Raw genomic sequence first — 24,479 nt, 5'->3', positions numbered from 1 at the left:
TCCGCCGGGGTGTTGCGGAACCCTCCGCCCCGGCATCAGGAGCTGCGCCTCGACAGCTAGAACGTCACCCGCATCCCCGCATAGAACGCACGGGGCCTTGCCGGGCTCAGCGAGCGCGGATCGGTGAAGTCGTTGCCGCCATTGGTGAAGTTGGGCAAGGCCTCGCGGTCGAAGAACTGGCCATAGGTTGCGTAGCGCTTGTCGAAGATGTTGTCGACGCGGCCATAGAGCTGGATGTTCTTCGCCACCTGATAGGAGGTATGGAGGTTGAAGACGGTGTAGGACGGCAGCTTCGCGTATTGGTTCGACTCGTCGCCGACCAGGTACTGGCTGGAGACGAACAGCGCGTTGCCGCCAACCTTCCAGACGTCGGTCACGGCATAGTCGATACCGACCTTGACACGATGGCGGGGGATTGCGGGGAGCTGGTTGCCGGGAGAAACGTGAATTGTGTCGGTCGCCGGGTCGGCAAAGGGGCTTTCCGAGCCGAGCTCGAGCGGGTCAAGGTAGCGCGCATCGACAAAGGCGTAGCTCGCCTGGAACTGGAGTGTCGGCGACTTGATGTTGACCTCGGCTTCGAGGCCCTGCCGGCGCGTCCGCCCGACATTGGAGAAATAGCCGAAGCCGGTCCGGCCGACCACGGGCACCGCGACGATGTCGTCGTAATTAGTGGCGCGGAAGCCGCCGATCTTCCAGCCGAGCGTGCCGATGTTCAACTCCTTGGTGCCGCGGAAGCCCGCCTCCATGGTCTTCGACACCACTTGTTTGAGCGGCGGGTCGGAGACCAGAAACGCCGCGATCAGGCAGGGCCTGGCGGGATCGGAGCAGCCTAGCTCGAGCGGCGTCGGCACCCGGTTGGCCTCGGAATAGCCGGCATAGGCGGTCAACCCCGGCGTGATCTTGTAGGTGCCGCCGATCACCGGATTGAAGCGCGTGAAGGTGTGATCGCCATTGAGATCGGTCCCGAGCTGATCCTCCAGCGTGATACGCGCCACGTTGAAGCGGCCGCCGCCGGTGACGGCGAACGCATCCGTGACGTTGAACGTGTCCATCGCATAGAGGCCGTTATACTGGTTGACGGTCCGCAGCGAGACGGGGCCTGCAACGGGATCGGCCACGGGCGTCGCGCCGAGAAAGACACCGCTGCCGCTGACGACGTAGTTTTCTCCCATCGAGCCGATCTCGGCGGTCGCATTGTAGCGCGTGACGCTGGCGTCGTAGCTCGAGCCCACCACGAAGCGGTTTTCATGCCCGAACAGCTGGTCGGTGTTGGTGGCCTGGCCCGACACGCCGAAGGTGGTCGAACGGATCGTGCTGCGGTCGATCTCGCCGAGGATGGTGCCCGGCGCAAAGGGATTGGCGAGCTGCACGCCACCCGCGCCGTTGGCGGGCGTGGCGTCGTCGCCGAAACACAGCAGCGCCGGATCGATGGCACACTCCTGCGCGTCGGTCGGATTGCCGTCGACGAGCTTCTGCTCGTACCTGCGCACATGGGCGGTGCCTTCGAGCGTCCAGGTCGGCGTCGCATCGGCCTTGCCGGTCAGGTTCAGATAGCCGACGCGGTTCGACGTGGTCTGCGGTGTGGTGTAGGTCGCGCCCCAATATTTGTCGAGCAGCTCGGCCGGGACCGTGGCGCTGGCGCCGAAATCGTTCTTGGCGACACCCATATTGGCGTGGAATTCGCTATCGCCGGCCTTGTAGCCGACATCGCCATAGAAGCGCCGCACGGTCGATTGCGAGAAGTTGCGGAAACCGTTGTCGCGCAGGCCTTCGAGCGCGGCGTAGACGCCAAAATTCTTGTCGACCTGCTTGCCCCATTGCGCCGAGCCCTGGACGCGGCCGAACGAGCCGCCCATCACGTCGATCTCGGCGCCCTGATAGGTGAAGCCGTCCTTCATTTGCAGGTTGATGGCGCCGCCGAGCGCGTTGAGGCCGAAGGCGGGATTGTTAGTCACCAGCGTCACCGATCTGATCGCGGCGGTCGGGATCAGGTCCCAGTTGACCGCGTCCGAGAAGGCTTCGTTGATGCGGACGCCGTTCTGATACACCGCAAGGCCCTGCGGCGTGCCCGTCACGGGCGAAGCCACGAAGCCGCGGAATTCGACATCCGGCTGGAACGGATTGCCGGTGACTTCGGTGATGTTGACGCCGGCGATGTTGTCGCGCAGGGCGTCGGTGACGTTCAGCGAGCCGGTGCGCTTGATCTGATTGGCATCGACGGCGTTGATCGACGAGGCGACCTTGTCGACATCGAGACCCCGTCCGGTGCCGGGCGCAGTCGGGTAGACATAAAGCCGTGTCTTCGGTGCGGCGGACGACGCGGCCCCGATACGCGCGACCGGCCGCGTCGGCGCGGTACGCCTCGCCACCGACTGCGGCGCTGCCACTTCGACGGGCGGCAGATTCTGGACGTTGGTCTCCTCGTCTTGCGCGGCCCCGGCAGGACTCACGAAGACCACGCCTGACACCAGGCCTGATGACACCGAGGCCATCAACAGACCACGCCTGAACGAAAGAACCCTGCCCATCCCCGCCTTCCCATCCGTGACCACCGGCTGTTTTGATCTTCGCCGATTGGTTGAGGCGAGTGTATTCGGCCGCGATCGGTGCGCCAGCCACAAAAGGTCGGGCAATATCCGCTCCCGTTTTCCCGATCAAATCAGGAATTTTTCCCGATCATTTCGGGTGCGATCAGGCCGCGGCCATCGGAACCAGCGCTTCGACGGTCAAGCCGCCGGCTCCGGAGACGACGTTGAGCGTGCCGCCCAGCGCCAGAATTCGCTCACGCATGCCGACAAGGCCGAAGCCGAGCTTCTGATCCGGCTCCATGCCGCGGCCATTGTCGCTGACCCGCACGCGGGCGCAGAAGCGGCCGTCATGAGCCATCTGCTCCGCCGGCTCGATCACGACATTGACGGAGGTCGCGCCGGCGTGGCGGAACACATTGGTGAGCGCCTCCTGCACGATGCGGTAGATCGTCAGATCGGCGGTCTCGCCGGTGACCCCAAGCGACGGCGAGATCACGGTCTCGATCGCAACGTCTGGATGGGATTCCCGCCACAGCCGCGACAGCGATTCCAGCGCCTGACGCAGGCCGAGCTCGGCGAGGCCGACGGGGCGCAGACGCTCCAGCACGCGGCGGTTGAACTGCTGCAGCGCGTTGATCTGCTCCAGCATGGCGTTGCCATGTTTGCGCACGGCCTCGGCGCTCGGAACGCGTCCGTCCGCCTGCTTCGCCAATGCGGCGGCGTGCGCGCGCAGCGAGAACAGATATGGCCCGAATTCGTCATGAAGCTCGCGCGCAATCTCCTTGCGCTCGATGTCCTGGAGCGACACCGCACGTTCGGCAAGCTTCCGCTTGTCCTCGACGGCCTCGCCCAGGGTCGCTGCAAGATGGTTGAGCTTGGTGCAGATCACGGCGAGCTCGGGTGCGCCGCCCGGTGCGACGCGGGCGTCGTAATGCCCGCCCTCGAGCCTCCCCATGGCCTCCGCCAGAGATTGCAGCGGGGCCAGCGCCCGGCCAACCACATTCATCATCAGGAAAAACAGCGCCAGCGCGATCATCGAGCCGACCTCGAGCTGGGTCACGATGCCGTCCCAGATCTCGGCGATCTCGTCGTCCGGATGCGAAGTGATCAGGAGCGAGCCGGGCTTGCCGTGGATCGACACCGGAACGCTCACCGCGGTCTGCTCGGGATGAACAAGGCTGACGAACCAGGCTGGCGGCCCGTGCGTGTCAGCCTCGGTGTCGAGCCGGGGCGGCGTCTGAGGATTGCCGCCGGTATCCCGGAGCGTGATGCTGACATGGCGCAGACGGCTGAGGTCGCGCGCGATCTGGTTCAATTTGGCATCCGGATCGGGGGCCTCGCTGAGATCGGCCACGATCATCTCGATGAATTCGCGCGCGAGGCGGATCACGCTCTGGTCCTCGGCCTGCACGCGGGGCCCCGCCTCCGCGACCTGGCGGCCGATATTGACGGCGAGCCCCAGCGCCAGCAGCAGCGCCAGCAGCAGGTTGATGCGCCCGCGCAAGGATAGATTTTGCCACATGGGTGTCGCTCGTGCCTCGCGAAGCTTTGCCGGCCACTGTCCGATGGCGTTGACAGGGGCGAAGCGGCGGATATCTAATCGGAAGCGTACAGCAATCCCGGCCGGGCGCGAAACAGGTCGGCGCTGTCACAAGGAAACGCCTATGCGCATTCTGATCGTCGACGATCATCCCATTGTCGCCTCCGGCTGCCGTGCCGTGCTGGCCGACGAGGGCGAGATCGAGATTTTGGAGGCCGCCGACGCCGAGGATGGCGAGTGCATCTTCATCGTCGAGCGTCCGGACCTCTGCATCATCGACATCAATCTGCCGACCGTCTCCGGCTTCGAGCTCGCACGCCGTATCCTCGAGCGTGCGCCCGAGGCCCGCATCATCATGTTCAGCATGAACGACGACCCCGCCTTCGCCGCGCGGGCGATCGAGTGCGGCGCCAAGGGCTACGTCTCGAAGACCGGCGACCCCGACGACCTCGTCGAGGCGATCCGCGCCGTCGGCGGCGGCGGCACATACTTGCCAAGCGCGATCGCGCGCAGCATCGCCTTCGCGGGACCGACGCTGGCGCAAAGCCCGCTGTCCAAGCTGAACGCGCGGGAGATGGAGATCCTGCGGCTGCTCAGCGCCGGAAAGAGCCTGTCAGAGATCGCCTGGCTGGTGCAATCGTCGTACAAGACGGTCGCCAACACCTCGTCCATCATGCGCCAGAAGCTCGGGGTGAAGACCTCGGTCGAGCTGGTGCGGCTGGCGATCGACAGCGGTGTCGCCTGACGACGCCGCAAATTTCGGTCACATAAGCGTTGCAATCTTGATGTGGTGAGATGCCAGGGAGCTCCAAGGCATGACGATACAGACTGTTTCGACCAATAAATCCTATGGCGGCGTGCAGGGCGTCTATCGCCATGCCAGCCAGGCGACCGGAACCGACATGGTGTTCTCGGTCTATGTTCCCCCGCATGCCGACGGCGCCAAGCTGCCCGTGGTCTGGTATCTCTCCGGCCTCACCTGCACCCATGCCAACGTCACCGAGAAGGGCGAATTCCGAAAGGCCTGCGCCGAGCTCGGGCTGATCTTCGTCGCGCCCGACACCTCGCCGCGCGGGCCCGACGTGCCGGGCGATGCCAACAATGCCTATGATTTCGGCCTCGGGGCCGGCTTCTATGTCGATGCCACGCAGGAGCCGTTTGCACGCAATTATCGCATGTGGAGCTATGTCACCGACGAACTGCCCAAGCTCGTGGCGGGAAATTTTCCCGTCGACGCCAAACGACAGTCGATCATGGGCCATTCGATGGGCGGCCATGGCGCGCTGACGGTGGCGCTGCGCAACCCGCACCGCTTTCGCGCGGCGAGCGCGTTCGCGCCGATCGTGGCGCCTTCGCTGGTGCCCTGGGGCACCAAGGCGCTGACCGGCTATCTCGGACCGAACAAGGACGCCTGGCGCGGCCACGACACGGTGGCACTGATCGAGGACGGCGCGAAGTTTTCCAGCTTCCTGGTCGACGTCGGTGAGGCCGACAATTTCCTCAAGGAGCAGTTGAAGCCCGAACTGCTCGAAGCCGCCTGCAGCAAGGCAGGCATCCCGCTGACGCTCCGGCGTCAGGCGGGCTACGACCACAGTTACTACTTCATCTCCACCTTCATGGGCGACCACCTGCACTGGCATGCGGAGAAGCTGAAGGGGTGATTGCTTGCTTACCCTCCCCTGGAGGGCCCGCAGGGGGAGGGTCGCTACGCATCGAGCGAAGCGAAATGCGTGGCGGGGTGGGGTGATCTCTCCACACGGGCAGCGTCTCAATGGAGAGACTGTCACCCCACCCCGCTCGCGCTTCGCGCGATCGACCCTCCGCCTCCAGGGGAGGGTAGAGAGCCCTACTCCCGCTTGCCGTAATTCGGCGCCAGCAGGCGGTTGCGGATCAGATAGCTCATCGTGCGCGTCCAGGCTTCATCGGTGTTGCCGCGCATGTCGGCGCTGGCGGCCGTGATCATCGCGCCGGTCTTCACGTCGCGCAGATAGATGTTGAGGTTGATGATCAGGTTCGAGACCTTCTGCACCATGCCGGTGATCTCCAGCTCGGCGCCGAGCTGCTCGGCGAGCTTGAGATCGCACCCCCCGCAGGCCTGCAAATTAGCGTGACGGGCCGCGTCCCTGACCGGCGCGATGTCGAGCACCTGGAACTTGCCGGACTGCATCAGTTCCTTACGCAACTGCTCGCTGATGAGCAGAAGCCGCGCCTCTTCAGGCCGGGAGCCGTAGAACTCGCCCGGCAGGCTGGTATCGATCAGCTCGAAATCGAACACGGCGAGCTTCGGCGGATCGGCGCGCGCGACCGACGGCGTCAACAGCAAAGCGGCAATCACCATCAATGCTCGCATGATCGTGATTCCGCCTCTCGCGCGCGCGGGGACGAAATGCGGGGTTGCATGCCCTGACAAATTGGTCATGCTTGAAGCAGAGACAATTCTCCACCTGCGGTCAAGCCGGGGGGATCGTTCGGAGGAAACATGATCCGATGGTTGGCCGGTCTGATCGGCTTTGGTCTTGCCGCGACGAGCGCGCTTGCGGCGGAGCCTGTCCTGATCGGCATCGGCTATCTCGGTGTCGCCGGGCCCCGATCGACGCTGTCGCTGGTCGAGCAACCGGCCGAGAATGACGGCGTCGCCGGCGCCCGCCTCGCCATCGAGGACAACAACACCACCGGAAAATTCCTGGGCCAGCGTTTCACGCTGGAGGAGCGCCGCATCAAGGAGGGCGAGGACCCGGTCCAGGCCGCGACGGCTCTTGCCGACAAGAACGGCTTCATCATCGCTGACCTGCCCGCCGATGCGCTGCTGAAAGTCTCGGACGCCCTGCGCGAGCGCGGCACGCTGCTGTTCAATGCGGGGGCGATCGACGAACGGCTGCGCGAGGCCGACTGCCGCGCCAACGTCATCCACACCGCACCGGCGCGGGCGATGCTGGCCGATGCGCTCGGGCAATATCTGGTCTGGAAGAAATGGTCGCGCTGGCTGCTCGTGGTCGGCTCGCATGACGAGGACAAGCTGTTTGCGGATGCGCTCCGGCGCACCGCCGCGCGGTTCGGCGCCAAGATCGTGCAGGAGAAGACTTTCGAGGACAAGGGCGGCGCGCGCCGTACCGATAGCGGCGTGACGCTGATCCAGCGTCAGATGCCGGTGTTCACGCAAGGCGCGCCGGCTTACGACGTGCTGGTCGCCGCCGACGAGAGCGAGGTGTTCGGCGCCTACCTGCCCTATCGCACCTGGGATCCCCGGCCCGTCGCGGGCTCGGCCGGACTGGTGCCGCGCAGCTGGGACCCGGCGCAGGACCAATGGGGCGCGATCCAGATGCAGAACCGCTTCATGAAACTCAATTCACGGCGCATGACCGCGCTCGACATGCAGGCATGGACCGCCGCGCGCATGATCGGCGAAGCCACCTCGCGCACCAATTCCGGCGACGTCAAGAAGGTGACGGACTACATCAAGGGCCCGGACTTTTCGATCGCCGCTTTCAAGGGCACGCGACTGACCCTGCGCGACTGGAACCTCCAGCTCCGCCAGCCGATCCTCCTGGTCGACGGCCGCATGGTGGTGTCGGTGTCGCCACAGGAAGGGTTTCTGCATCAGGTCTCCGAGCTCGACACGCTCGGCTATGATCGTCCGGAGAGCAAATGCAAGCTGAAGTGAGGATTCAGATGTCGCGCATGTGGCGTATTGGCCTTCTCTCCGGACTGGCGCTGGCGGCGGCGCCCGCGCATGCCTTCATCGCCTATGTCTCGAACGAGAAGAGCAACACGGTCTCGGTGATCGACACCGAGACCTGGACCGTGACCAAGACGATCAAGGTCGGCCAGCGCCCGCGCGGCATCGACTTCACGCGCGACGGCAAGTTCGTGATGGTCGCGGTCGGCGATGACGACACCATCCAGATGATCGACGCCAAGACGCAAGCCGTGGTGGACAGCCTGCCCTCGGGCCCCGACCCCGAGCTGTTCGCCCAGGATGCGGCGGGAAAAATTCTCTATGTCGCCAACGAGAACGACAATACGGTCACCGTGATCGACCTGGAGAAGCGGGCCCGGCTCGGCGACATCCAGGTCGGCGTCGAGCCCGAGGGCATGACCATCAGCCCCGACGGCAAGACCCTGATCAACACGTCGGAAACGACCAACATGGCGCATTTCATCGACACGTCGTCGCGCCAGATCGTCGCCAACGTGCTGGTCGACGCCCGGCCGCGCTTCGCCGAGTTCAAGCACGATTCGTCGGAAGTGTGGGTCTCCTCGGAGATCGGCGGCACCGTCTCGATCGTCGATCCCAAAAAGCACGAAGTCATCGGCAAGGTCACGTTCGAGATTCCGGGCCTGCGGAAAGAGGCGATCCAGCCAGTCGGCATCGGCATGACCAAGGACGACAAGACCGCCTTCGTCGCGCTCGGGCCGGCCAACCGCATTGCCGTGGTCGATGTCGCCTCGCGCAAGGTGACGAAATATCTGCTGGTCGGGCAGCGGGTGTGGCACATGGCGTTCACGCCCGATGAAAAATATCTGCTCACCACCAACGGGGTCTCGAACGACGTCTCGGTCATCGACGTCGCCGCACAGAAGGTGATCAAGACCATTCAGGTGGGCGAATTGCCCTGGGGCATCGCGATCGCGCCATGACCAGTCCTGCTCCGATCTCCGACCCGCGCGAGGTGCCGAGACTCGATCCGGCCGCGGTGCCGGCGCTGTCGATCGACGGCGTCAGTCATGCCTACGGGCCGCGCCGGGCGTTGATCGACGTCTCCTTCAACGTGCAGCCGGCAAGCTTCACGGCCCTGCTCGGTCTCAACGGCGCCGGCAAGAGCACGCTGTTCTCGCTCATCACGCGCCTGTTCGGAATCCAGTCCGGCGGTGTCTCGATCTTCGGCCATGACATCAGCAAAAGCCCCGGCGAGGCGCTGCGGCTGCTCGGTGTCGTGTTCCAGCCGCGCACGCTCGATCTCGATTTGTCGCTGACGCAGAACCTGCTGTATCACGCCGCTCTGCACGGCATCAGCCGCCGTGAGGCCGCTACGCGCAGCGCCGAGCTGCTCAACCGTATCGGGCTTTCCGACCGCGCCGGCAGCAAGGTGCGCGATCTCTCCGGCGGGCAGATGCGGCGGCTGGAGATCGCCCGCGCGCTGCTGCACCGGCCGCGTCTGCTGTTGCTCGACGAGCCGACCGTCGGCCTCGACGTCAAGGCGCGCGCCGACATCATCAGCCAGGTCCGCCAGCTCGTGACCGAGCAAGGCATCGGCGTGCTCTGGGCCACGCATCTGTTCGACGAGATCATGCCCAGCGACGACCTCGTGGTGCTGCATCAGGGCAAGGTGCTGGCGCAGGGACCGATGAGCCGCGTCGTCACCGAGGCCGGCGCGCAGGACGTCAACACCGCCTTCATGCGCCTGACCGGCGCGCAAACCATGCCGGGAGGCGGCGCATGAGCAGCATCACCACGCGCGACACCCCGCGCGGCTTCTCGTTTGCCGAATACATGACCTGCCTCGCCGGCATCGTCTGGCGCGAGGGATTGCGCTTCCTGCATCAGCGCGAGCGGTTCGTCTCGGCGCTGGTGCGGCCGCTGGTCTGGCTGTTCATCTTCGCCGCCGGCTTCCGCCAGGTGCTCGGCATCTCCATCATCCCACCTTACGAGACCTACATTCTCTACGAGGTCTATATCGCGCCCGGGCTGATGGCGATGATCCAGCTGTTCAACGGCATGCAATCCTCGCTCTCGATGGTCTACGACCGCGAGATGGGCAACATGCGCACGCTGCTGGTGAGCCCGCTGCCGCGCGGCTTCCTGCTGTTCTGCAAGCTGCTGGCGGGCACCGCGGTATCGCTGCTCCAGGTCTATGCATTCCTCCTGATCGCCTGGTTCTGGGACATCACCCCGCCGTCCCAGGGCTATCTCACCGTGCTGCCGGCCTTGATCCTCTCCGGGCTGATGCTGGGCTCGCTCGGCATGTTGATCTCCTCCGGCATCAAGCAGCTGGAAAACTTCGCCGGCGTGATGAATTTCGTCATCTTCCCGATGTTCTTCGCCTCCTCCGCGCTCTATCCGCTCTGGCGGGTACAGGAGGGCAGCCCTTATCTGTATTATCTCTGCGAGGCCAATCCGTTCACCCACGCGGTCGAGCTGATCCGCTTTGCATTGTACGGGCAAATCAACTGGATCTCGCTGGCGGTGGTAGCAAGCTGCACAATCGTCTTCATGATCGGCGCGATTTGGGCCTATGATCCCTCGCGTGGGCTGGCGCGACGGGGGCCGGCAGGAGGCGAAGGATGAAGGTTCTGGCGATGGCTGTACTCGTGCTCGCGCTGTCGGGCACGGCCGCCCGCGCGGCCGATCCGCGCTATCCCAACTGGCCCTGCACGCAAGCCAAGGTGCCGGAGATCTCGCTCGCCGCAGTGTGGGCTGGTCCCGCGCTCGACGACGCCGAGACCAAATGGAAGGACGACACCAAAGTCACCGCGCTGGTCGCAAAATTGTCGGCGCGCAAGACGTCGATGGACGAGGCCGAAAAGTCGGTGAAAGACTTCCTGGCCGCCTCCTCCACCGACAAGACCACCAACGCAAAGCTGCTGTTCGCCGGTCTGTTCGACACGCTCAACGCCCAGCGTTCGCAGGTCATGAACGGGCTCGAACGCGTCAGCCGCAAGCAGCGCGAAGCCGCCGACAAGATTCGCGAGGAGACCATTCAGCTCCAGGCGCTTCAGGGCGCGACGCCCCGCGACGAGGCCAAGGTCGAGGCGCTTGGCAACGAGCTGATCTGGAAGACCCGCATTTTCGAGGACCGCAACAAGGTGGTGCGGTTCGTCTGCGAGGTTCCCACCACGATCGACCAGCGCCTGTTCGCGCTCGGCCGCGTGATACAGCAGGAGATGGAATAGCGTCCGCCCGCCGATGGCTCCCCGCAGGTTCCCGGATCGGCCCGGTTAACCTTTGCCCCGCTATCTGCTGGAACCAAATCGATCTACTATGGCTTGTCGAAGTGAACTCCAAGACGTCGGGAGGCCTCGATGGGAACCACCAGATTCATCTTTGCGGGCGCTGCAGCCCTCGGCATGCTCGCGACCAGCGCTCTTGCTGACGACCTGACTGGCATGGTCATGCGGATCGACCGGCTCAACGGCACCATCTCGATCCAGCAGATACAGAAAGGCACTGTCGGCGCCAGTTCGGGCAGCGCCGGCGCCCTCCAGGAATACAAGACCAAGGACGCCGCGATGCTGGATGCCGTGCATGCCGGCGACAGGGTGAACTATTCTGCGACCGAGACGAACGGCACCGGCACGCTGACGAAACTGCAGAAGCGGTAGTTTCTGCCCTCCGCTTGCACCGCCGTCATGGCCGGGCTTGTCTCGGCCATCCACGCCTAACCGCACGGCACGAAGAACGTGGATGCCCGGGACGAGCCCCGGGCATGACGACCTTTGTTCACTGCTCCGGCCTCACCTCCGGCTGGGATTCCGCGGTGGGCAGCTTGGCGCGCTCCCAGCCGTCGGTGCCGTCGGGGTACCAGGCGATGTTGGAATAGCCATAGGCGAGCGCGCGCTTGGCGGCGTTCCAGGACATCCAGCAATCGGCGAGGCAATAGATCACCAGCAGCGCGGCCTTGTCGCCGCCCGAGACACGGGCGAGCCCGCGCTGGAAATAATCCTCCATGGCCGGCGGCAGAGTGGCGTAACCGGTATCCGGCAGCCAGATACTGCCCGGGATGTTCCTGCGCGGCGCATCGCGCCACACCGTGCCTGCGGGCAGGTTCTTCGGCTTCGGCGGGCGCGGCAGCACATCGACGAAGGCGCCGCTCTTCGCGCGCCAGATCGCTTCGGCTTCCGCCGTCGACAGCACGCGCGCGCCGGCGAGCGTCGCCGGCACCGGCGCGCGGTAATTGTCGGTGCGATACCCCTCGGGCTCGAACGGCTCCTGCTGCTGCGCGAATGCCGGCACCGCGAAGGCGGCAGCGACGAGCGCAGCGGCAAGGCGCCGTCTCATGGCGACTTCTTGGCCGTCTCCGCGCCGAGCGGCTTATCGCTCTCGTCGAGCAGCGGGACGCCGAAGTCGAGCAGGATCTTGTTGATCTCGCCCTGGTTCTCCTGAATCAGCTTGTTGAGCTGCCGCTTCCAGTTCTGGTCGGCGGGACGCACGCCCATGCCGATGCGATAGACCAGCTTCGGCCCTGAGGTTTCCTTCACCAGCGGCGTGACGTGCAGCGAGCCGGCTTTCTTGGCATAGAACCCGGCCATCGGACCCCACAGCACGCCGGCGTCGATCTTGCCGGCTGTGAGATCGTCGATCATGGCCTGCGCCGAATTGTCGTAGCGGGTGTCGATCATGAGCGGATAGGGCTTTGCGTTGCCCATCAGGCCGGCCAACGCCATGTTCGTCGCCGGCGGGGTGCCGGCGACGATGCCGACATGCTTGCCCTTCAGCTTCGAATCTTCGAGCGTGTCGACTTCCTCAAGCCCGCTGCCGGCTTTCGCCACCAACGCATAGCTCGTGCGGTAATAGGGATTGGTGCCCTGCACGAGATCGTCGCCTTGCGGGAAACCCATGATGACGTCGCAGCGATGCGCACCGAGCGTCATGCGCACGAAGCCGGTGGCTTGCGGGAAGAAGACGTAATCGAGCTTCTTCTTGAGCTTGTCGGCAAAGAACTCGGCGAGCTTGTTCTCGAAGCCCTCGCCCTTCTCGTTCGAGAACGGCAGATTGCGCGGATCGGCGCAGACGCGCAGCACGTTCGGATCGACCAGCTCGAACGAGAGGTCGCCGCTGTCCTTGGTCTGCGCCATGGCGACATCGCCAAGCGCGCAGGACGCAACCAAGACCCACATAGAAATCAACCAGCGACGATGTCGCCCGGCCTCCGTCATCGCGCTTCCTCCTCGTTTTGTTTGAATGCTATCCATGCAACGCATGACGCGCCATGTCTTGCATGTCTGGTATTGCAGGCCTTGTCTTGCCTGACTTTGGCTGGCTTCGCTTTGTTGCAGTGCAATGCAGGCAATCCTTTGAACTGAGGCGGAAAAGTGTCTCGCATCGCTCGAGTGATCGCAGCTTTGTCCCTGCTGGGGACCGCAACGCTAGCACGGGCCGGCGCAGCCGAATTGCCTGTGAGCGAAGTCGCACCGGGTATCTTCGTGCACTCCGGGACCATTGCGCTGATGACCCGCGAGAATGAGGGCGACATTGCCAATGTCGGCTTCATCGTCGGCGATGAGGCCGTGGCCATCATCGACACCGGCGGCAGCCTGCGCGAGGGCGAGGCCCTGCTGGCGGCCGTGCGAGCCCACACCACGAAGCCGATCCGCTATGTCGTCAACACCCACGGCCACCCCGACCATGTCTTCGGCAATGCGGCCTTTGCCGCAACGGACACCACCTTCGTCGGCCACAGCAGGCTGCCGCAGGCGCTCGCGACGCGCGGCCCCTATTATCTCGACAATTTCCGCCGCATCATGGGCAGCGCGTTGATCGATCCGGTGAAGATCATACCTCCGACCCTGCTGGTTTCGGACACGATGACGCTTGATCTCGGGTCCCGTCGCCTCGTCCTGCGGGCGTGGCGAACCGGGCATAGCGACAACGATCTCACCGCGTTCGACGAGACGACCAAAACCCTGTTCGCGGGCGACCTGGTTTTTCTCCGCCACATTCCGGTCATGGACGGCAGCATTCGCGGCTGGCTCGACACGTTGAAGGAATTGCAGACCATCCCGGCGCAACGCGTCGTGCCCGGTCACGGTCCCGTGAGCGACTGGCCGGCCGCGCTGGCCGACGAACGGCGTTACCTGTCAACGCTGCTGTCCGACGTGCGCGCGCTGAACAAGAAGGGCGAGCCGATCCGGGCCGCTGCCGACAAGGCAGCCGCAGAAGAACGGCCACGCTGGGAACTGTTCGGCGATTACAATGCCCGGAACGCAACTGCAGCATTCTCGGAAATTGAATGGGAGTAGCGGGCACGCTATCATCTGCACGAGATCAGCTACGCCGACTCGGAGATCAGCTTCGCTGACTCGGAGATCAGCTCCGCTGACTCAGGGAGCCATGACCATGACGGGATGGACACGCCGACTGCCCTTGATCGCCGCACTGCTCGGCATCGCTTTCGCCGTGCCCGCGCAGGCTGAAGAGGCTTACGATCCCTGGCCGGGCCTTAAGCAGGACATCTTCAATAATCGTCCGATGAATGACGGCGGCGCCGTCATCGGCATCGAGATGCCATATCGCGCAGAGGATGCGGCGATCGTGCCGGTGACCCTGCGCAGCAAGCTGTCACCCGCAGACAGCCGCCGGATCCGCTCGATCACGCTCGTGATCGACCGCAACCCGGCACCGATGGCGGCGAAGTTCGAGCTCGGTCCCGACGCCAACGTCACCGAGATCTCGACGCGCGTCCGCGTCAACAATTACACCGACGTTCATGCGGTGGCCGAGCTCAGCGATGGTCAGCTCTATGTCTCGAAAGTCTACGTGAAGGCCTCGGGCGGCTGCTCGGCGCCGGCGGGCAAGAACGCCGAGGAGGCCAACAACCGCCTCGGCCAGATGCGCTACCGGCAGTTCGCGCGCGAGGAAGCGCCGGCGAGCCGCATCCGCGAAGCGCAGATCATGATCGGCCATCCCAACAATTCCGGCCTGCAGATGGACCAGGTCACGCAGCTCTACATTCCCGCCTTCTTCGTCAACCAGCTGAAGCTCACTCAGGACGACAGCCCCGTGCTGTCGATGGAAGGCGGCATCTCGATCTCGGAAGATCCCAATCTGCGCTTCACCTACGTGTCCAACGGCGCCAGGCGTTTCCGTGCGGAAGCCAGGGATACGGAAGGACACGTGTTCCGCAATGAGTGGGACGTGGAGAAGCCGGGGACTTAGGCAGAACACCCTCTCCTGGAGGGGGAGGGTCGGCTCACATGGAGCGCCGCGAAATGTGAGACGGGGTGGGGTGACGGTCTCTCCACAGCCAACAGTGCCCGAGTGGAGAGATCACCCCACCCCGCTCGCGCTACGCGCGATCGACCCTCCCCCTCCGGGGGAGGGTAAGTGAGTCACATCCGCTGCATCGACACCGAGACCTTCGGGCCGTTCTTGATGGTCTGGTAGACCACGCAATAACGCTCGGTGAGTTTCAGCAGCAGATCGAGCTTGTCTTGCGGCGCGTCGGTGTCGACCTCGAAGCGCAGACGGATCTCGGCAAAGCCGACTGGCGTCTCCTTGTCGATGCCGAGCGTGCCACGGAAATCGAGATCGCCCTCGGCATAGACGTTCCCGGTCTTGAGCGGCACCTCGATCGCGGTCGCGACAGATTTCAGCGTGACACCGGCGCAGGCGACCAAGGCTTCCAGGAGCATATCGCCCGAACAGAGCTCGAGGCCGGAGCCGCCCGTCGCCGGATGCAGGCCCGCCATCGCAATGGCGCGGCCCGTCTCGACCTTGCAGGCGATGCCTTCGCTATCGGTGGAGCCCTTGGCCTTCAGGGTGATCAGTGCGGTCTTGGGATCGGTCTTGTAGCGCTCCTTGATCGGAGCCTGCATCTGGCGCAGTTGGGCGGCGTCCATCTTGTTCTCTCCCGGGGAAATCGCGTCTGATGATCGGTATAGAAGGCGATCCGTTTCGTGTCAGCCCATGATCAATGGAAGCTGCCATGACGGTCCCGAGTGAAATCCCGAAAATCCAGTGATTTCATTACGTTACACACGGTCGTCAAGCCCGGTCCCGAGCCAGTGCCATCCGTGCGATCGGCATCATCTGCGACCCTCTCGCGAATGTCTCGTGACAGCGCCTGTCACCTCTTATATCCGGTGAGACATGGACAGCGTCACAACTGAGCACAAGTCTGAGGTGGACGATCGTTTCGACACGGCGCGGATCACCGCCGCAGTCGATGCGCTTGCCGAGAAGCACCAGGGACGCGAGGACACGTTCCGCACGGCCATGGCGCAATTGCTCAAGGCCGAGCTGATCGCGGCGCGCGCCGCGGCGCAGGAGATCCTCTTGAAGGACCGCCACGGCCGCCGCTGCGCCGAGCGGCTGTGCCATGTCCAGGACGAGATCATCCGCATTCTCTATTCGGCGGCGACCCGCCATCTCTACCGCTCGCCGATCCCGAGCGGCGCCGAGCGCATGGCGGTGGTGGCGACCGGCGGCTATGGCCGCGGCCTGATGGCTCCCGAATCCGACATCGATCTGCTCTTCATCCTGCCCTACAAGCAGACCGCCTGGGGCGAACAGGTGGCCGAGGCCATCCTCTATTGCCTCTGGGACATGGGGCTGAAGGTCGGCCACGCCACGCGATCGGTGGACGAATCGATCCGGCAGGCGCGCGGCGACATGACCATCCGCACCGCGATCCTGGAGACGCGCTTCCTGACCGGCGACAGGCCGCTCTATGACGAGCTGGTCGCACGCTTCGACAAGGAGGTGGTGCAGGGCACCGCCTCGGAATTCGTCACCGCCAAGCTCGCCGAGCGCGAGGAGCGGCATCGCCGCGGCGGTCAGTCGCGCTATCTGGTCGAGCCCAACGTCAAGGACGGCAAGGGCGCGCTGCGCGACCTGCACACGCTGTTCTGGATCGCCAAATACGTCTATCGCGTGCGCGACACCGGCGAGCTGGTCGAGCGCGGCGTGTTCGACGCGCAGGAATATCGCAGCTTCCGCCGCTGCGCCGATTTCCTCTGGTCGGTGCGCTGCAATCTGCATTTCTATTCCGGCCGCGCCGAAGAGCGCCTCTCCTTCGACCTCCAGCGCGAGATCGCGGTGCGGCTCGGCTACACCTCGCATCCCGGCATGCAGGACGTCGAGCGCTTCATGAAGCACTACTTCCTGGTCGCCAAGGAGGTCGGAAACCTCACCGCCATCCTGTGCGCCAAGCTCGAGGACCAGCAGGCCAAGCCTGCCCCGGTGCTGAGCCGGATGATGGCGCGGCTGCGCCCGACCGCTGCGAAGCGGCGCGTCCCCGACAGCGACGACTTCATCGTCGACAACAACCGCATCAACGTCGCCGCGCCCGACGTCTTCAAGCACGATCCGGTCAATCTGATCCGCATCTTCCGCCTCGCGCAGAAGAACAACCTCGCCTTCCATCCGGATGCGATGCGCGACGTGACGCGCTCGCTCGGCCTCATCAACGCGCAGATGCGCGAGAATCCCGAGGCCAACCGGCTGTTCATGGAAATCCTGACCTCCGACAACGCCGAGATCGTGCTGCGGCGGATGAACGAGACCGGCGTGCTCGGCCATTTCATCCGCGCCTTCGGCAAGATCGTCTCGATGATGCAGTTCAACATGTATCATCACTACACCGTCGACGAGCACCTGATCCGCTGCGTCGGCTTTCTGCAGGACATCGAGCGCGGCGGCATCGAGGAATTCGCGCTGGCCAGCGATTTGATGCGCAAGACCCGGCCCGAGCATCGCGCGGTGATCTACATCACGACACTGCTGCACGATATCGCCAAGGGGCGGCCGGAGGATCACTCGATCGCCGGCGCCAAGGTTGCGCGCCGGCTCTGCCCGCGGCTCGGCTTCAGCCCGGCCGACACCGAGCTCATCGCCTGGCTGATCGAGGAGCATCTGACGATGTCGACAGTGGCGCAGTCGCGCGACCTGTCCGACCGCAAGACTATCGAGAATTTCGCCGCCGTCGTGCAGTCGGTCGAGCAGATGAAGCTGCTGACGATCCTGACCACCGCCGATATCCGCGGCGTCGGTCCCGGCGTGTGGAACGGCTGGAAGGCGCAGCTGTTGCGCTCGCTGTACTATGAGACAGAACCGGTGCTCACCGGCGGCTTCTCGGAAGTCGATCGCGGCAAGCGCCTCACGGCCGCCTATGCCGAGTTCCGCAACGCCTTTGCGGAATGGCCGGCCGAGGAGCTCGATGCCTATATCGGCCGGCATTATCCGGCCTATTGGCTCAAGGTCGAGCTGCCGCGCAAGATCCGCCACGCGCGCTTCGTGCGCTCCAGCGAGCAGGCCGGCCACAAGCTCGCGATCAATGTCGGCTTCGACGAGGTGCGCGGCGTCACCGAGCTGACGATCTTCGCGGCCGACCATCCCTGGCTGCTCTCGATCATCGCGGGCGCCTGCGCCTCGGCCGGCGCCAACATCGTCGACGCCCAGATCTACACCACGACCGACGGCCGCGCGCTCGACACGATCTCGATCTCCCGGGAATACGACCGCGACGAAGACGAGGGACGGCGCGCCACGCGCATCGGCGAGATGATCGAGGACGTGCTGGAAGGCAAGCTGCGCCTGCCCGAAGTGGTGGCGCGGCGCACGGTGCGCAGCAAGGCACGGCCTTTCGTGATCGAGCCGGAAGTGACCATCAACAACCAATGGTCCGACCGCTACACCGTGATCGAGGTCTCCGGCCTCGACCGCCCCGGCCTGCTCTACGAGCTGACCACCGCGATCTCGAAGCTCAACCTCAACATCGCCTCAGCCCACGTCGCGACCTTCGGCGAGCGTGCCCGCGACGTGTTCTACGTCACCGATCTCCTGGGCGCGCAGATCAACGCGCCGACCCGTCAGGCCGCGATCAAGAGCGCGCTGACCCATGTGATGGCCGGCGACAAGGCGGTCCAGCCGGCGGCGTGAAACGTTCGCGCGACGCACAAAAAGGGCATTTGGAGGACAGATTCGGCACGGCCCACTTCGTGCTTGGAGACAACCAGAGCCCGTCGGGATCAAGTGGCCTAGATCTTGAGTTCGTGCCTTTCCTCCAGATATCGAACTAATTTTTCGAGCGCACGCATGATGTGCAGCTCGTTCGCCCCCATCACATAACGTCCTGTCATCTGCACATTGACCGGCAGATCGGCATATGGCGACCTGCGTTTGATTTTCTGACCTGCTTCATCTGTGAAACTCAACGGGTATCTAAAATCTCGTCCTTCACCGAGAAAAGTGCCATCCGATCCATAGTTCTGGATCTTGCTGTTGAATGTCTCGCACCCGACGATCTGTTCAAGTTCTAGAAGTATGGCAGCACGCTTTTTTGAGATTCTCACGACTTCCTCTTCGGCGATGCCATTCCCATTCTGCAGATAGTGCATTTATCGACATCACGCGCGTCCCGCACGGCGTCGCCTCCGAGGCTGATCAAAATCTACGGCCTTGAAGACGTGCTTATAGCCCTCCACAGACATGTCGAAGAATTCTAGGCGTAGTCCATCAAGTTCCCGGAGAATCTGCGAACGGTATTCGGAATTTATGCGAGAGCCAAAGTATATCCCGGTCACAACTCTTTCATCGTCATAGCTGTTCTCGCCAACGCGACCCATAACACGCCATTCTCGCTCATACGCCCAGTTTGCTTTCTTATGCGAAAGGATCTTAATAGCGGCATTCCTGCTATTGAGTGCATCTTCCGGACCAATTGGTGGCGGAGCATCACCGTAAGCAACCCTCGCAACACGAACATCTAGCGGCAATCCATCGATCAGCGCCTGCGTCTCATATCGAACGCATATGCCAGCGTAGTTATCAGCATAGTGTGCCCACATCAGCTCATTCGCGTTCGTCTCACTGAAGCAGGCAATGCCGTGATCACTCTTTGCGTCATAGATGCGATGAACGACTCTCTTGAAATCCTCCGTCCCACGCAATCCATCCGTGGGATCGTAAAATCCCTCCATAGCATCGTTCATACGTTCGAAGTTGGGGCAATAGAGATAGGCTTCTCGGATCGAGAGGATCTCCTGAATTAGACTCTCTTCTCTGCGCGATAGTGACCGATAGCGGTACAGGTGCGGCGGCAGCACTGGAGGCTCAACGCGGGCCATTGAAAACCCTAAAGTGAGTGAACAATAGCGCGATTACAACCCGACGGCCTGCGTATCGTCAATAGACCCACCAGTTGGTACTGCGGCTGAACCGCTTATTCCCCTCTTAGCTTGGGCATGAGTCGGTGTAGGACGTCCAGAATAACGACAGACTGAGCCCTAAACCTCCACCCCCTCATGCCGCAGCAGCCAGCGCTTGCGCGCGAGCCCGCCGCCGTATTTCACCAGCGAGCCGTCGGCGCCAATGAGCCGATGACACGGCAGCACGACGCTGATCGGATTGGAGCCATTGGCATGACCGACGGCGCGAATGGCCTCGGGCGTTTCGATCTTCGCGGCGAGCGCTCCGTAGCTCATCGTGGTCCCCGCCGGGATTTGCGCGAGCGCGGTCCAGACCTTCTGCTGGAACGGCGTGCCCGCTATGCGCCACGTGATGTTCGAGAGCCGACCGAGATCGCCCTCGAAATATGCGGACAGCGCCGTCCGCATGGACGCGGGCGCAGGATGGTCACTGAGATCGACCGCACCGTAGTGCAGGCGCAACAGCTCGCGCATGCGATGCTCATAGTCTTCCCAGTCCAGCGCGCGCAACGCTCCCTCGGCATCGGTGACGAGCAAGGCGATCCCGATCGGCGTCGCCAGACGATCGAGGCCGAAGCTTACAGATGGTTTGATTGATCGCGCGGGCATGGCGGCACCATTGCATCGAAACATGCCATCGCGTTTGACACGCCGGCCATGCTAACGTCCACCCGAAAGCTGACGCTTTGGGGGAGCTCACCTTGAACTTGATCGCCAATGTCCTGGTGGCGCTGGTCGCCGCGCTGCACGCTTACTTTCTGATCCTGGAGATGTTTCTCTGGGACAAGCCGCTGGGCTTGAAGACATTCCGCAACACGCCCGAGAAGGCAGAGATCACGAAGGTGCTGGCTGCCAATCAGGGTCTCTACAACGGCTTTCTCGCCGCCGGCCTGGTCTGGGGACTCGTCCATGGCAATCCGGCCTTCGCATTCCAGATCAAGGCGTTCTTCCTGCTCTGCGTGATCGTGGCCGGAGCGTATGGCGCCGCAACCGTCAGCACGCGGATCCTGATGGTGCAGGCGCTGCCGGCGGCGATCGCGCTGGTTGCATTGATCCTGGCCTGAGCGGCCGACCTCAGACTGCCACGCCTGAGACGCTAAAGCGCAGCGCTGCGATCCTTGCGCGGCGGCGTACCTTCCTCCACAATCTTCGGCAGCGATGGCGACCGTTGCAATCAACGGGAAAAGACCGTCGACCGGAAATTCCGTCAGGAGGAACAACCAAGATGAACAATCGCAGAGCCTTCATAGCTGCCACGGCGACGCTCGCCTTCGCGTTCTCCGCAAGCCAGGCGCTTGCCCAGAAGAAATACGACACCGGCGCAACCGACACCGAGATCAAGATCGGCCAGACCGTGCCGTTCTCCGGCGCCTACTCCGTCTATGCCAATATCGGCAAGACCCAGGCCGCCTATTTCAAGATGATCAACGATCAGGGCGGCATCAACGGCCGCAAGATCAATCTGATCCAGTATGACGACGCCTACTCGCCGCCGAAGACGGTCGAGCAGGTGCGCAAGCTCGTCGAAGGCGACGAGGTGCTGTTCACCTTCCAGCTGATCGGCACCGCGGCCAACGCGGCCGTGCAAAAATATCTCAACGGCAAGAAGGTGCCGCAGCTGCTGGCCTCCACCGGCGCGGCGCGCTTCAACGATCCCCAGAACTATCCCTGGACCATCGCCTACAATCCCAACTACGTGTCCGAGGGCAGGATCTACGCCAAATACATTCTCAAGGAGCATCCCAACGCCAAGATCGGCGTGCTCTACCAGAACGACGACATGGGCCGCGACTATCTCGCGGGCCTGAAGAGCGGCCTCGGCGACAAGGCCGCCAGCATGGTCGTCGGCGAGGTCTCCTACGAGGTCACCGACCCCACCGTCGACTCCCAGGTGGTCAAGCTGAAGTCGATGGGCGTCGACGTGTTCTTCGACGCCTCGACGCCGAAATTCGCGGCACAGGCGATCAAGAAGCTGGCTGATCTCGGTTGGACGCCGGTGCACATCCTCGACATCAATGCGAGCCCGATCTCGGCGACGCTGAAGCCGGCCGGCCTCGACATCTCCAAGGGCATCATCTCGACCCAATACGGCAAGGAGCCCAGCGATCCCCAGTGGAAGGACGATCCCGGCGTGAAGGCCTTCTTCGCCTTCATGGACAAGTATTTCCCCGAAGGCGACAAGCTCAACACCGTCAACACCTATGCCTATTCGGTGGCGGAGCTGCTGGTGCAGGTGCTGAAGCAATGCGGCGACGACCTGACGCGTGAGAACATCATGAAGCAGGTCGCCAACATCAAGGACTTCACACCGAGCTTCGCCCTGCCCGGCATCAAGATCAACACCGGGCCGAACGACTTCCGCGTCAACAAGCAGATGCAGATGATGAAGTTCAACGGCGAACGCTGGGAGCTGTTCGGACCGATCATCGAGGACTCCGGGCCCGCGGGTTAGGGACGACGCAGGGTGGGTTCCGCCAGCGGACTGCACTTCGTGCAGGCGGGCGGTTAACCCACCCTACGAACTGCGTGCCTCCCCCGTCTTGCATCGCAACAATCGTTCCTCCACACTCGCCCTCAGCGGTGGCATCGGACGCGCAAGCGTGCGCCGAGAGATCATCGGCAAAAACAGACTGAGGGAATTGCGAATGAGGAATGGAAAGCTGCATCTGGCCACGGCGCTTGCTCTGGCGCTGTCGATTTCAGCGGCCAATGCCCAGAAAAAATACGATCCAGGCGCCAGCGACACCGAGATCAAGATCGGTCAGACCATGCCGTTCTCGGGACCGGCGTCGGCCTATTCGTCGATCGGTAAGACGCAGGCCGCCTATTTCAAGATGATCAACGACCAGGGCGGCATCAACGGCCGCAAGATCAACCTGATCCAGTATGACGACGCCTATTCGCCGCCGAAAGCCGTGGAGCAGATCCGCAAGCTGGTCGAGAGCGACGAGGTGCTGCTGACCTTCCAGATCATCGGCACGCCCGTGAACGCGGCCGTGCAGAAATATCTCAACGCCAAGAAGGTGCCGCAGCTGTTCGCGGCGACTGGTGCCTCCAGGTTCACGGACCCGAAGAACTTTCCGTGGACCATGGGCTTCAATCCCAACTATTTCGTCGAGGGCCGCATCTACGGCCAGTACATCCTGAAGGAGCATCCGAACGCCAAGATCGGCGTGCTCTACCAGAACGACGACCTCGGCAAGGACTACCTGAACGGCATCAAGGCCGGCCTCGGCGACAAGGCCGCCAAGATGATCGTGACCGAAGCCTCCTACGAGGTGTCCGATCCCACCGTCGATTCGCAGATCCTCAAGATCAAGGATGCCGGCGCCGACCTGTTCTTCAGTGCGAGCACGCCGAAGCAGGCCGCGCAGGCGATCAAGAAGATCGCCGAGATGGGCTGGCATCCGGTGCAGATCGTCGACATCAACGCCACCTCGGTCGGCGCGGTGCTGAAGCCCGCAGGCCTTGACGCCGCCAAGGGCCTGATCAGCGTCAATTACGGCAAGGAGCCGCTCGATCCGACCTGGAAGGACGATGCCGGCCTGAAGAAGTATTTCGACTTCATGGCGAAGTACTATCCCGATGGCGACAAGGACTCGAACTTCAACACCTACGGCTACAGCACGGCGCAGTTGCTGGTGCATGTGCTGAAACAGTGCGGCGACGACCTGACCCGCGAAAACGTCATGAAGCAGGCGGCCTCGGTGAAGGACTTCGCCACCGACACCGCGCTGCCCGGCATCAAGGTCAACACCTCGCCGACCGACTACCGCGTCAACAAGCAGCTTCAGATGATGAAGTTCAACGGCGAGCGTTGGGAGCTGTTCGGCCCGATCCTGGAGGATACGGGTTCGGCGGGTTAGTGGCTGAATTCCGGAATGCAATCGGCGGCCTGCGGGCCGCCGATTTTTTTTGGGGGGCGGGCCCAATCCATCACCGTCACCCTGAGGTGGCCGCCCCTTGGCGGCCCTCGAAGGGCGACGGCCCGGCTGGCAGCCACGCGGAAGCATCGGGGCCGTGCATCCTTCGAGGCTCCCGGCGCGATGCTTTGCATCGCGCCACTCGCGCCTCAGGATGACGGGGTGAGACCTACGCGATTGATCTAAGTCGGCACTTCCCCAAAGTTCTTTCCCACCGGCAACACGGCATGCCGGATCAGCCGCGAATCCTCGACCGCCGCCTGCCTGTGCTTCACGGCCTCGCGATAGACGGGATCGCGGATCATCTCGACGAAGGCGGCAACGCTTGGATATTCCGCGATGAAGCAATGGTCCCAGCGCTCCTCCTGCGGACCGATCAGCATCAGCTCGAACTTGCCCTGCCAGACGATGCGACCGCCGAGGCGCTCGAACACCGGACCGCTCTCGCGGCCATAGGCGGCATAGGCTTCCGCGCCGCTCGCCTTGCGGCCGTCCGGATAGGCCGCGTCCTTGCGCAGCCTCACCAGGTTGAGCATGTGGATCGGGCCGGGACGGTCGTTCTCCCGGAACTGCGCGAAGATCTCCTTGGTCGGATCGATGTGGCCCATATATGGGTTTCCTCTG

At 63.6% G+C, this 24,479-nt stretch carries 24 protein-coding genes; 14 read left to right on the top strand and 10 right to left on the bottom strand.

From position 1 onward, the window contains the following. Positions 1-56 precede the first annotated feature (56 nt). Both Q0743_RS26945 and Q0743_RS26940 read right to left on the bottom strand, forming a co-directional pair. Complete coding sequence (locus Q0743_RS26945; RefSeq protein WP_298244511.1) at positions 57-2,528, bottom strand: TonB-dependent receptor; 2,472 nt, start codon at positions 2,526-2,528, stop codon at positions 57-59. Between the two features lie 163 nt (positions 2,529-2,691). Then, positions 2,692-4,050: a histidine kinase gene (locus Q0743_RS26940; protein ID WP_298244510.1), complete on the bottom strand. Its 1,359-nt coding sequence runs from the start codon at positions 4,048-4,050 to the stop codon at positions 2,692-2,694. A gap of 142 nt (positions 4,051-4,192) precedes the next feature. Here Q0743_RS26940 and Q0743_RS26935 point away from each other — a divergent pair, with 142 nt between their 5' ends. Both Q0743_RS26935 and fghA read left to right on the top strand, forming a co-directional pair. After that, positions 4,193-4,813 (top strand): response regulator transcription factor, encoded by a 621-nt coding sequence (locus Q0743_RS26935; protein ID WP_298244509.1) that lies wholly within the window; start codon positions 4,193-4,195, stop codon positions 4,811-4,813. Positions 4,814-4,883: 70 nt separating this feature from the next. Beyond that, complete coding sequence (gene fghA, locus Q0743_RS26930; RefSeq protein WP_298244508.1) at positions 4,884-5,729, top strand: S-formylglutathione hydrolase; 846 nt, start codon at positions 4,884-4,886, stop codon at positions 5,727-5,729. 185 nt (positions 5,730-5,914) lie between these two features. On the opposite strand, the gene Q0743_RS26925 is transcribed toward fghA, so the two are convergent. Continuing rightward, complete coding sequence (locus tag Q0743_RS26925; RefSeq protein ID WP_298244507.1) at positions 5,915-6,487, bottom strand: DUF3280 domain-containing protein; 573 nt, start codon at positions 6,485-6,487, stop codon at positions 5,915-5,917. A gap of 60 nt (positions 6,488-6,547) precedes the next feature. Between Q0743_RS26925 and Q0743_RS26920 the strand changes: the two genes are divergently transcribed. The 6 genes from Q0743_RS26920 to Q0743_RS26895 all read left to right on the top strand — a co-directional run bounded on the left by Q0743_RS26920 (position 6,548) and on the right by Q0743_RS26895 (position 11,388). Next, the gene (locus Q0743_RS26920) at positions 6,548-7,729 is read left to right on the top strand and encodes an ABC transporter substrate-binding protein (RefSeq protein WP_298244506.1); all 1,182 of its coding nucleotides are present in this window, start codon (positions 6,548-6,550) and stop codon (positions 7,727-7,729) included. 8 nt (positions 7,730-7,737) lie between these two features. Next, positions 7,738-8,706, top strand: coding sequence for a YVTN family beta-propeller repeat protein (locus tag Q0743_RS26915; RefSeq protein ID WP_298244531.1), 969 nt, complete (start codon positions 7,738-7,740; stop codon positions 8,704-8,706). Further along, positions 8,703-9,509, top strand: coding sequence for an ABC transporter ATP-binding protein (locus Q0743_RS26910; RefSeq protein WP_298244505.1), 807 nt, complete (start codon positions 8,703-8,705; stop codon positions 9,507-9,509). The genes Q0743_RS26915 and Q0743_RS26910 overlap by 4 nt, the downstream gene beginning before the upstream one ends. Next, a complete protein-coding gene (locus Q0743_RS26905) occupies positions 9,506-10,354 on the top strand; it encodes an ABC transporter permease (protein ID WP_298244504.1) in 849 nt (282 codons plus the stop codon). The genes Q0743_RS26910 and Q0743_RS26905 overlap by 4 nt, the downstream gene beginning before the upstream one ends. Next, positions 10,351-10,959, top strand: a complete 609-nt coding sequence (locus tag Q0743_RS26900) for a hypothetical protein (RefSeq protein ID WP_298244503.1) — start codon at positions 10,351-10,353, stop codon at positions 10,957-10,959. Before Q0743_RS26905 ends, Q0743_RS26900 begins: the two co-directional genes overlap by 4 nt. Before the next feature lie 129 nt (positions 10,960-11,088). After that, positions 11,089-11,388, top strand: a complete 300-nt coding sequence (locus tag Q0743_RS26895; RefSeq protein WP_298244502.1) for a copper-binding protein — start codon at positions 11,089-11,091, stop codon at positions 11,386-11,388. Between the two features lie 118 nt (positions 11,389-11,506). Here Q0743_RS26895 and Q0743_RS26890 read toward each other — a convergent pair whose 3' ends face one another. Together Q0743_RS26890 and Q0743_RS26885 are read right to left on the bottom strand one after the other, a co-directional pair. Beyond that, positions 11,507-12,064: a PQQ-dependent catabolism-associated CXXCW motif protein gene (locus Q0743_RS26890; protein WP_298244501.1), complete on the bottom strand. Its 558-nt coding sequence runs from the start codon at positions 12,062-12,064 to the stop codon at positions 11,507-11,509. After that, positions 12,061-12,942: a substrate-binding domain-containing protein gene (locus tag Q0743_RS26885; protein ID WP_298244500.1), complete on the bottom strand. Its 882-nt coding sequence runs from the start codon at positions 12,940-12,942 to the stop codon at positions 12,061-12,063. Before Q0743_RS26885 ends, Q0743_RS26890 begins: the two co-directional genes overlap by 4 nt. 156 nt (positions 12,943-13,098) lie before the next feature. On the opposite strand from Q0743_RS26885, the gene Q0743_RS26880 reads away from it, so the two are divergent. Beyond that, positions 13,099-14,025: a quinoprotein relay system zinc metallohydrolase 2 gene (locus tag Q0743_RS26880; protein WP_298244499.1), complete on the top strand. Its 927-nt coding sequence runs from the start codon at positions 13,099-13,101 to the stop codon at positions 14,023-14,025. 97 nt (positions 14,026-14,122) lie between these two features. Beyond that, positions 14,123-14,941, top strand: a complete 819-nt coding sequence (locus tag Q0743_RS26875; protein ID WP_298244498.1) for a quinoprotein dehydrogenase-associated SoxYZ-like carrier — start codon at positions 14,123-14,125, stop codon at positions 14,939-14,941. Between the two features lie 173 nt (positions 14,942-15,114). On the opposite strand, the gene Q0743_RS26870 is transcribed toward Q0743_RS26875, so the two are convergent. Then, positions 15,115-15,624, bottom strand: coding sequence for an OsmC family protein (locus Q0743_RS26870; RefSeq protein ID WP_142252088.1), 510 nt, complete (start codon positions 15,622-15,624; stop codon positions 15,115-15,117). 250 nt (positions 15,625-15,874) lie between these two features. Between Q0743_RS26870 and Q0743_RS26865 the strand changes: the two genes are divergently transcribed. Then, a complete protein-coding gene (locus tag Q0743_RS26865; RefSeq protein WP_298244497.1) occupies positions 15,875-18,664 on the top strand; it encodes a [protein-PII] uridylyltransferase in 2,790 nt (929 codons plus the stop codon). 98 nt (positions 18,665-18,762) lie between these two features. On the opposite strand, the gene Q0743_RS26860 is transcribed toward Q0743_RS26865, so the two are convergent. The 3 genes from Q0743_RS26860 to Q0743_RS26850 all read right to left on the bottom strand — a co-directional run bounded on the left by Q0743_RS26860 (position 18,763) and on the right by Q0743_RS26850 (position 20,541). Beyond that, positions 18,763-19,122, bottom strand: a complete 360-nt coding sequence (locus Q0743_RS26860; protein WP_298244496.1) for a hypothetical protein — start codon at positions 19,120-19,122, stop codon at positions 18,763-18,765. 9 nt (positions 19,123-19,131) lie between these two features. Then, positions 19,132-19,851 carry a DUF2971 domain-containing protein gene (locus tag Q0743_RS26855; protein WP_298244495.1) on the bottom strand — a complete coding sequence of 240 codons (720 nt, stop codon included), beginning with the start codon at positions 19,849-19,851 and terminating at the stop codon, positions 19,132-19,134. Between the two features lie 159 nt (positions 19,852-20,010). Next, positions 20,011-20,541, bottom strand: coding sequence for a methylated-DNA--[protein]-cysteine S-methyltransferase (locus Q0743_RS26850; RefSeq protein WP_298244494.1), 531 nt, complete (start codon positions 20,539-20,541; stop codon positions 20,011-20,013). Positions 20,542-20,639: 98 nt separating this feature from the next. On the opposite strand from Q0743_RS26850, the gene Q0743_RS26845 reads away from it, so the two are divergent. The 3 genes from Q0743_RS26845 (at position 20,640) to Q0743_RS26835 (ending at position 23,798) form a co-directional block, all read left to right on the top strand. Beyond that, the gene (locus tag Q0743_RS26845) at positions 20,640-20,996 is read left to right on the top strand and encodes a DUF1304 domain-containing protein (RefSeq protein WP_298244530.1); all 357 of its coding nucleotides are present in this window, start codon (positions 20,640-20,642) and stop codon (positions 20,994-20,996) included. A gap of 161 nt (positions 20,997-21,157) precedes the next feature. After that, positions 21,158-22,384 (top strand): ABC transporter substrate-binding protein, encoded by a 1,227-nt coding sequence (locus Q0743_RS26840; RefSeq protein WP_298244493.1) that lies wholly within the window; start codon positions 21,158-21,160, stop codon positions 22,382-22,384. A 193-nt stretch (positions 22,385-22,577) separates the two neighbouring features. Further along, positions 22,578-23,798 (top strand): ABC transporter substrate-binding protein, encoded by a 1,221-nt coding sequence (locus tag Q0743_RS26835; protein WP_298244492.1) that lies wholly within the window; start codon positions 22,578-22,580, stop codon positions 23,796-23,798. 239 nt (positions 23,799-24,037) lie between these two features. Here the strand turns inward: Q0743_RS26835 and Q0743_RS26830 are convergent, their stop codons facing one another. Further along, entirely contained in the window at positions 24,038-24,463 is a 426-nt protein-coding gene (locus tag Q0743_RS26830; RefSeq protein ID WP_298244491.1) for a DUF1330 domain-containing protein, read from the bottom strand. Positions 24,464-24,479 lie beyond the last annotated feature (16 nt).

Source organism: uncultured Bradyrhizobium sp., assembly GCF_936943645.1.
Classification (GTDB): domain Bacteria; phylum Pseudomonadota; class Alphaproteobacteria; order Rhizobiales; family Xanthobacteraceae; genus Bradyrhizobium.
The sequence above is the reverse complement of the archived record's forward strand: the minus strand, read 5'-3'. Positions and strand labels throughout refer to the sequence as shown.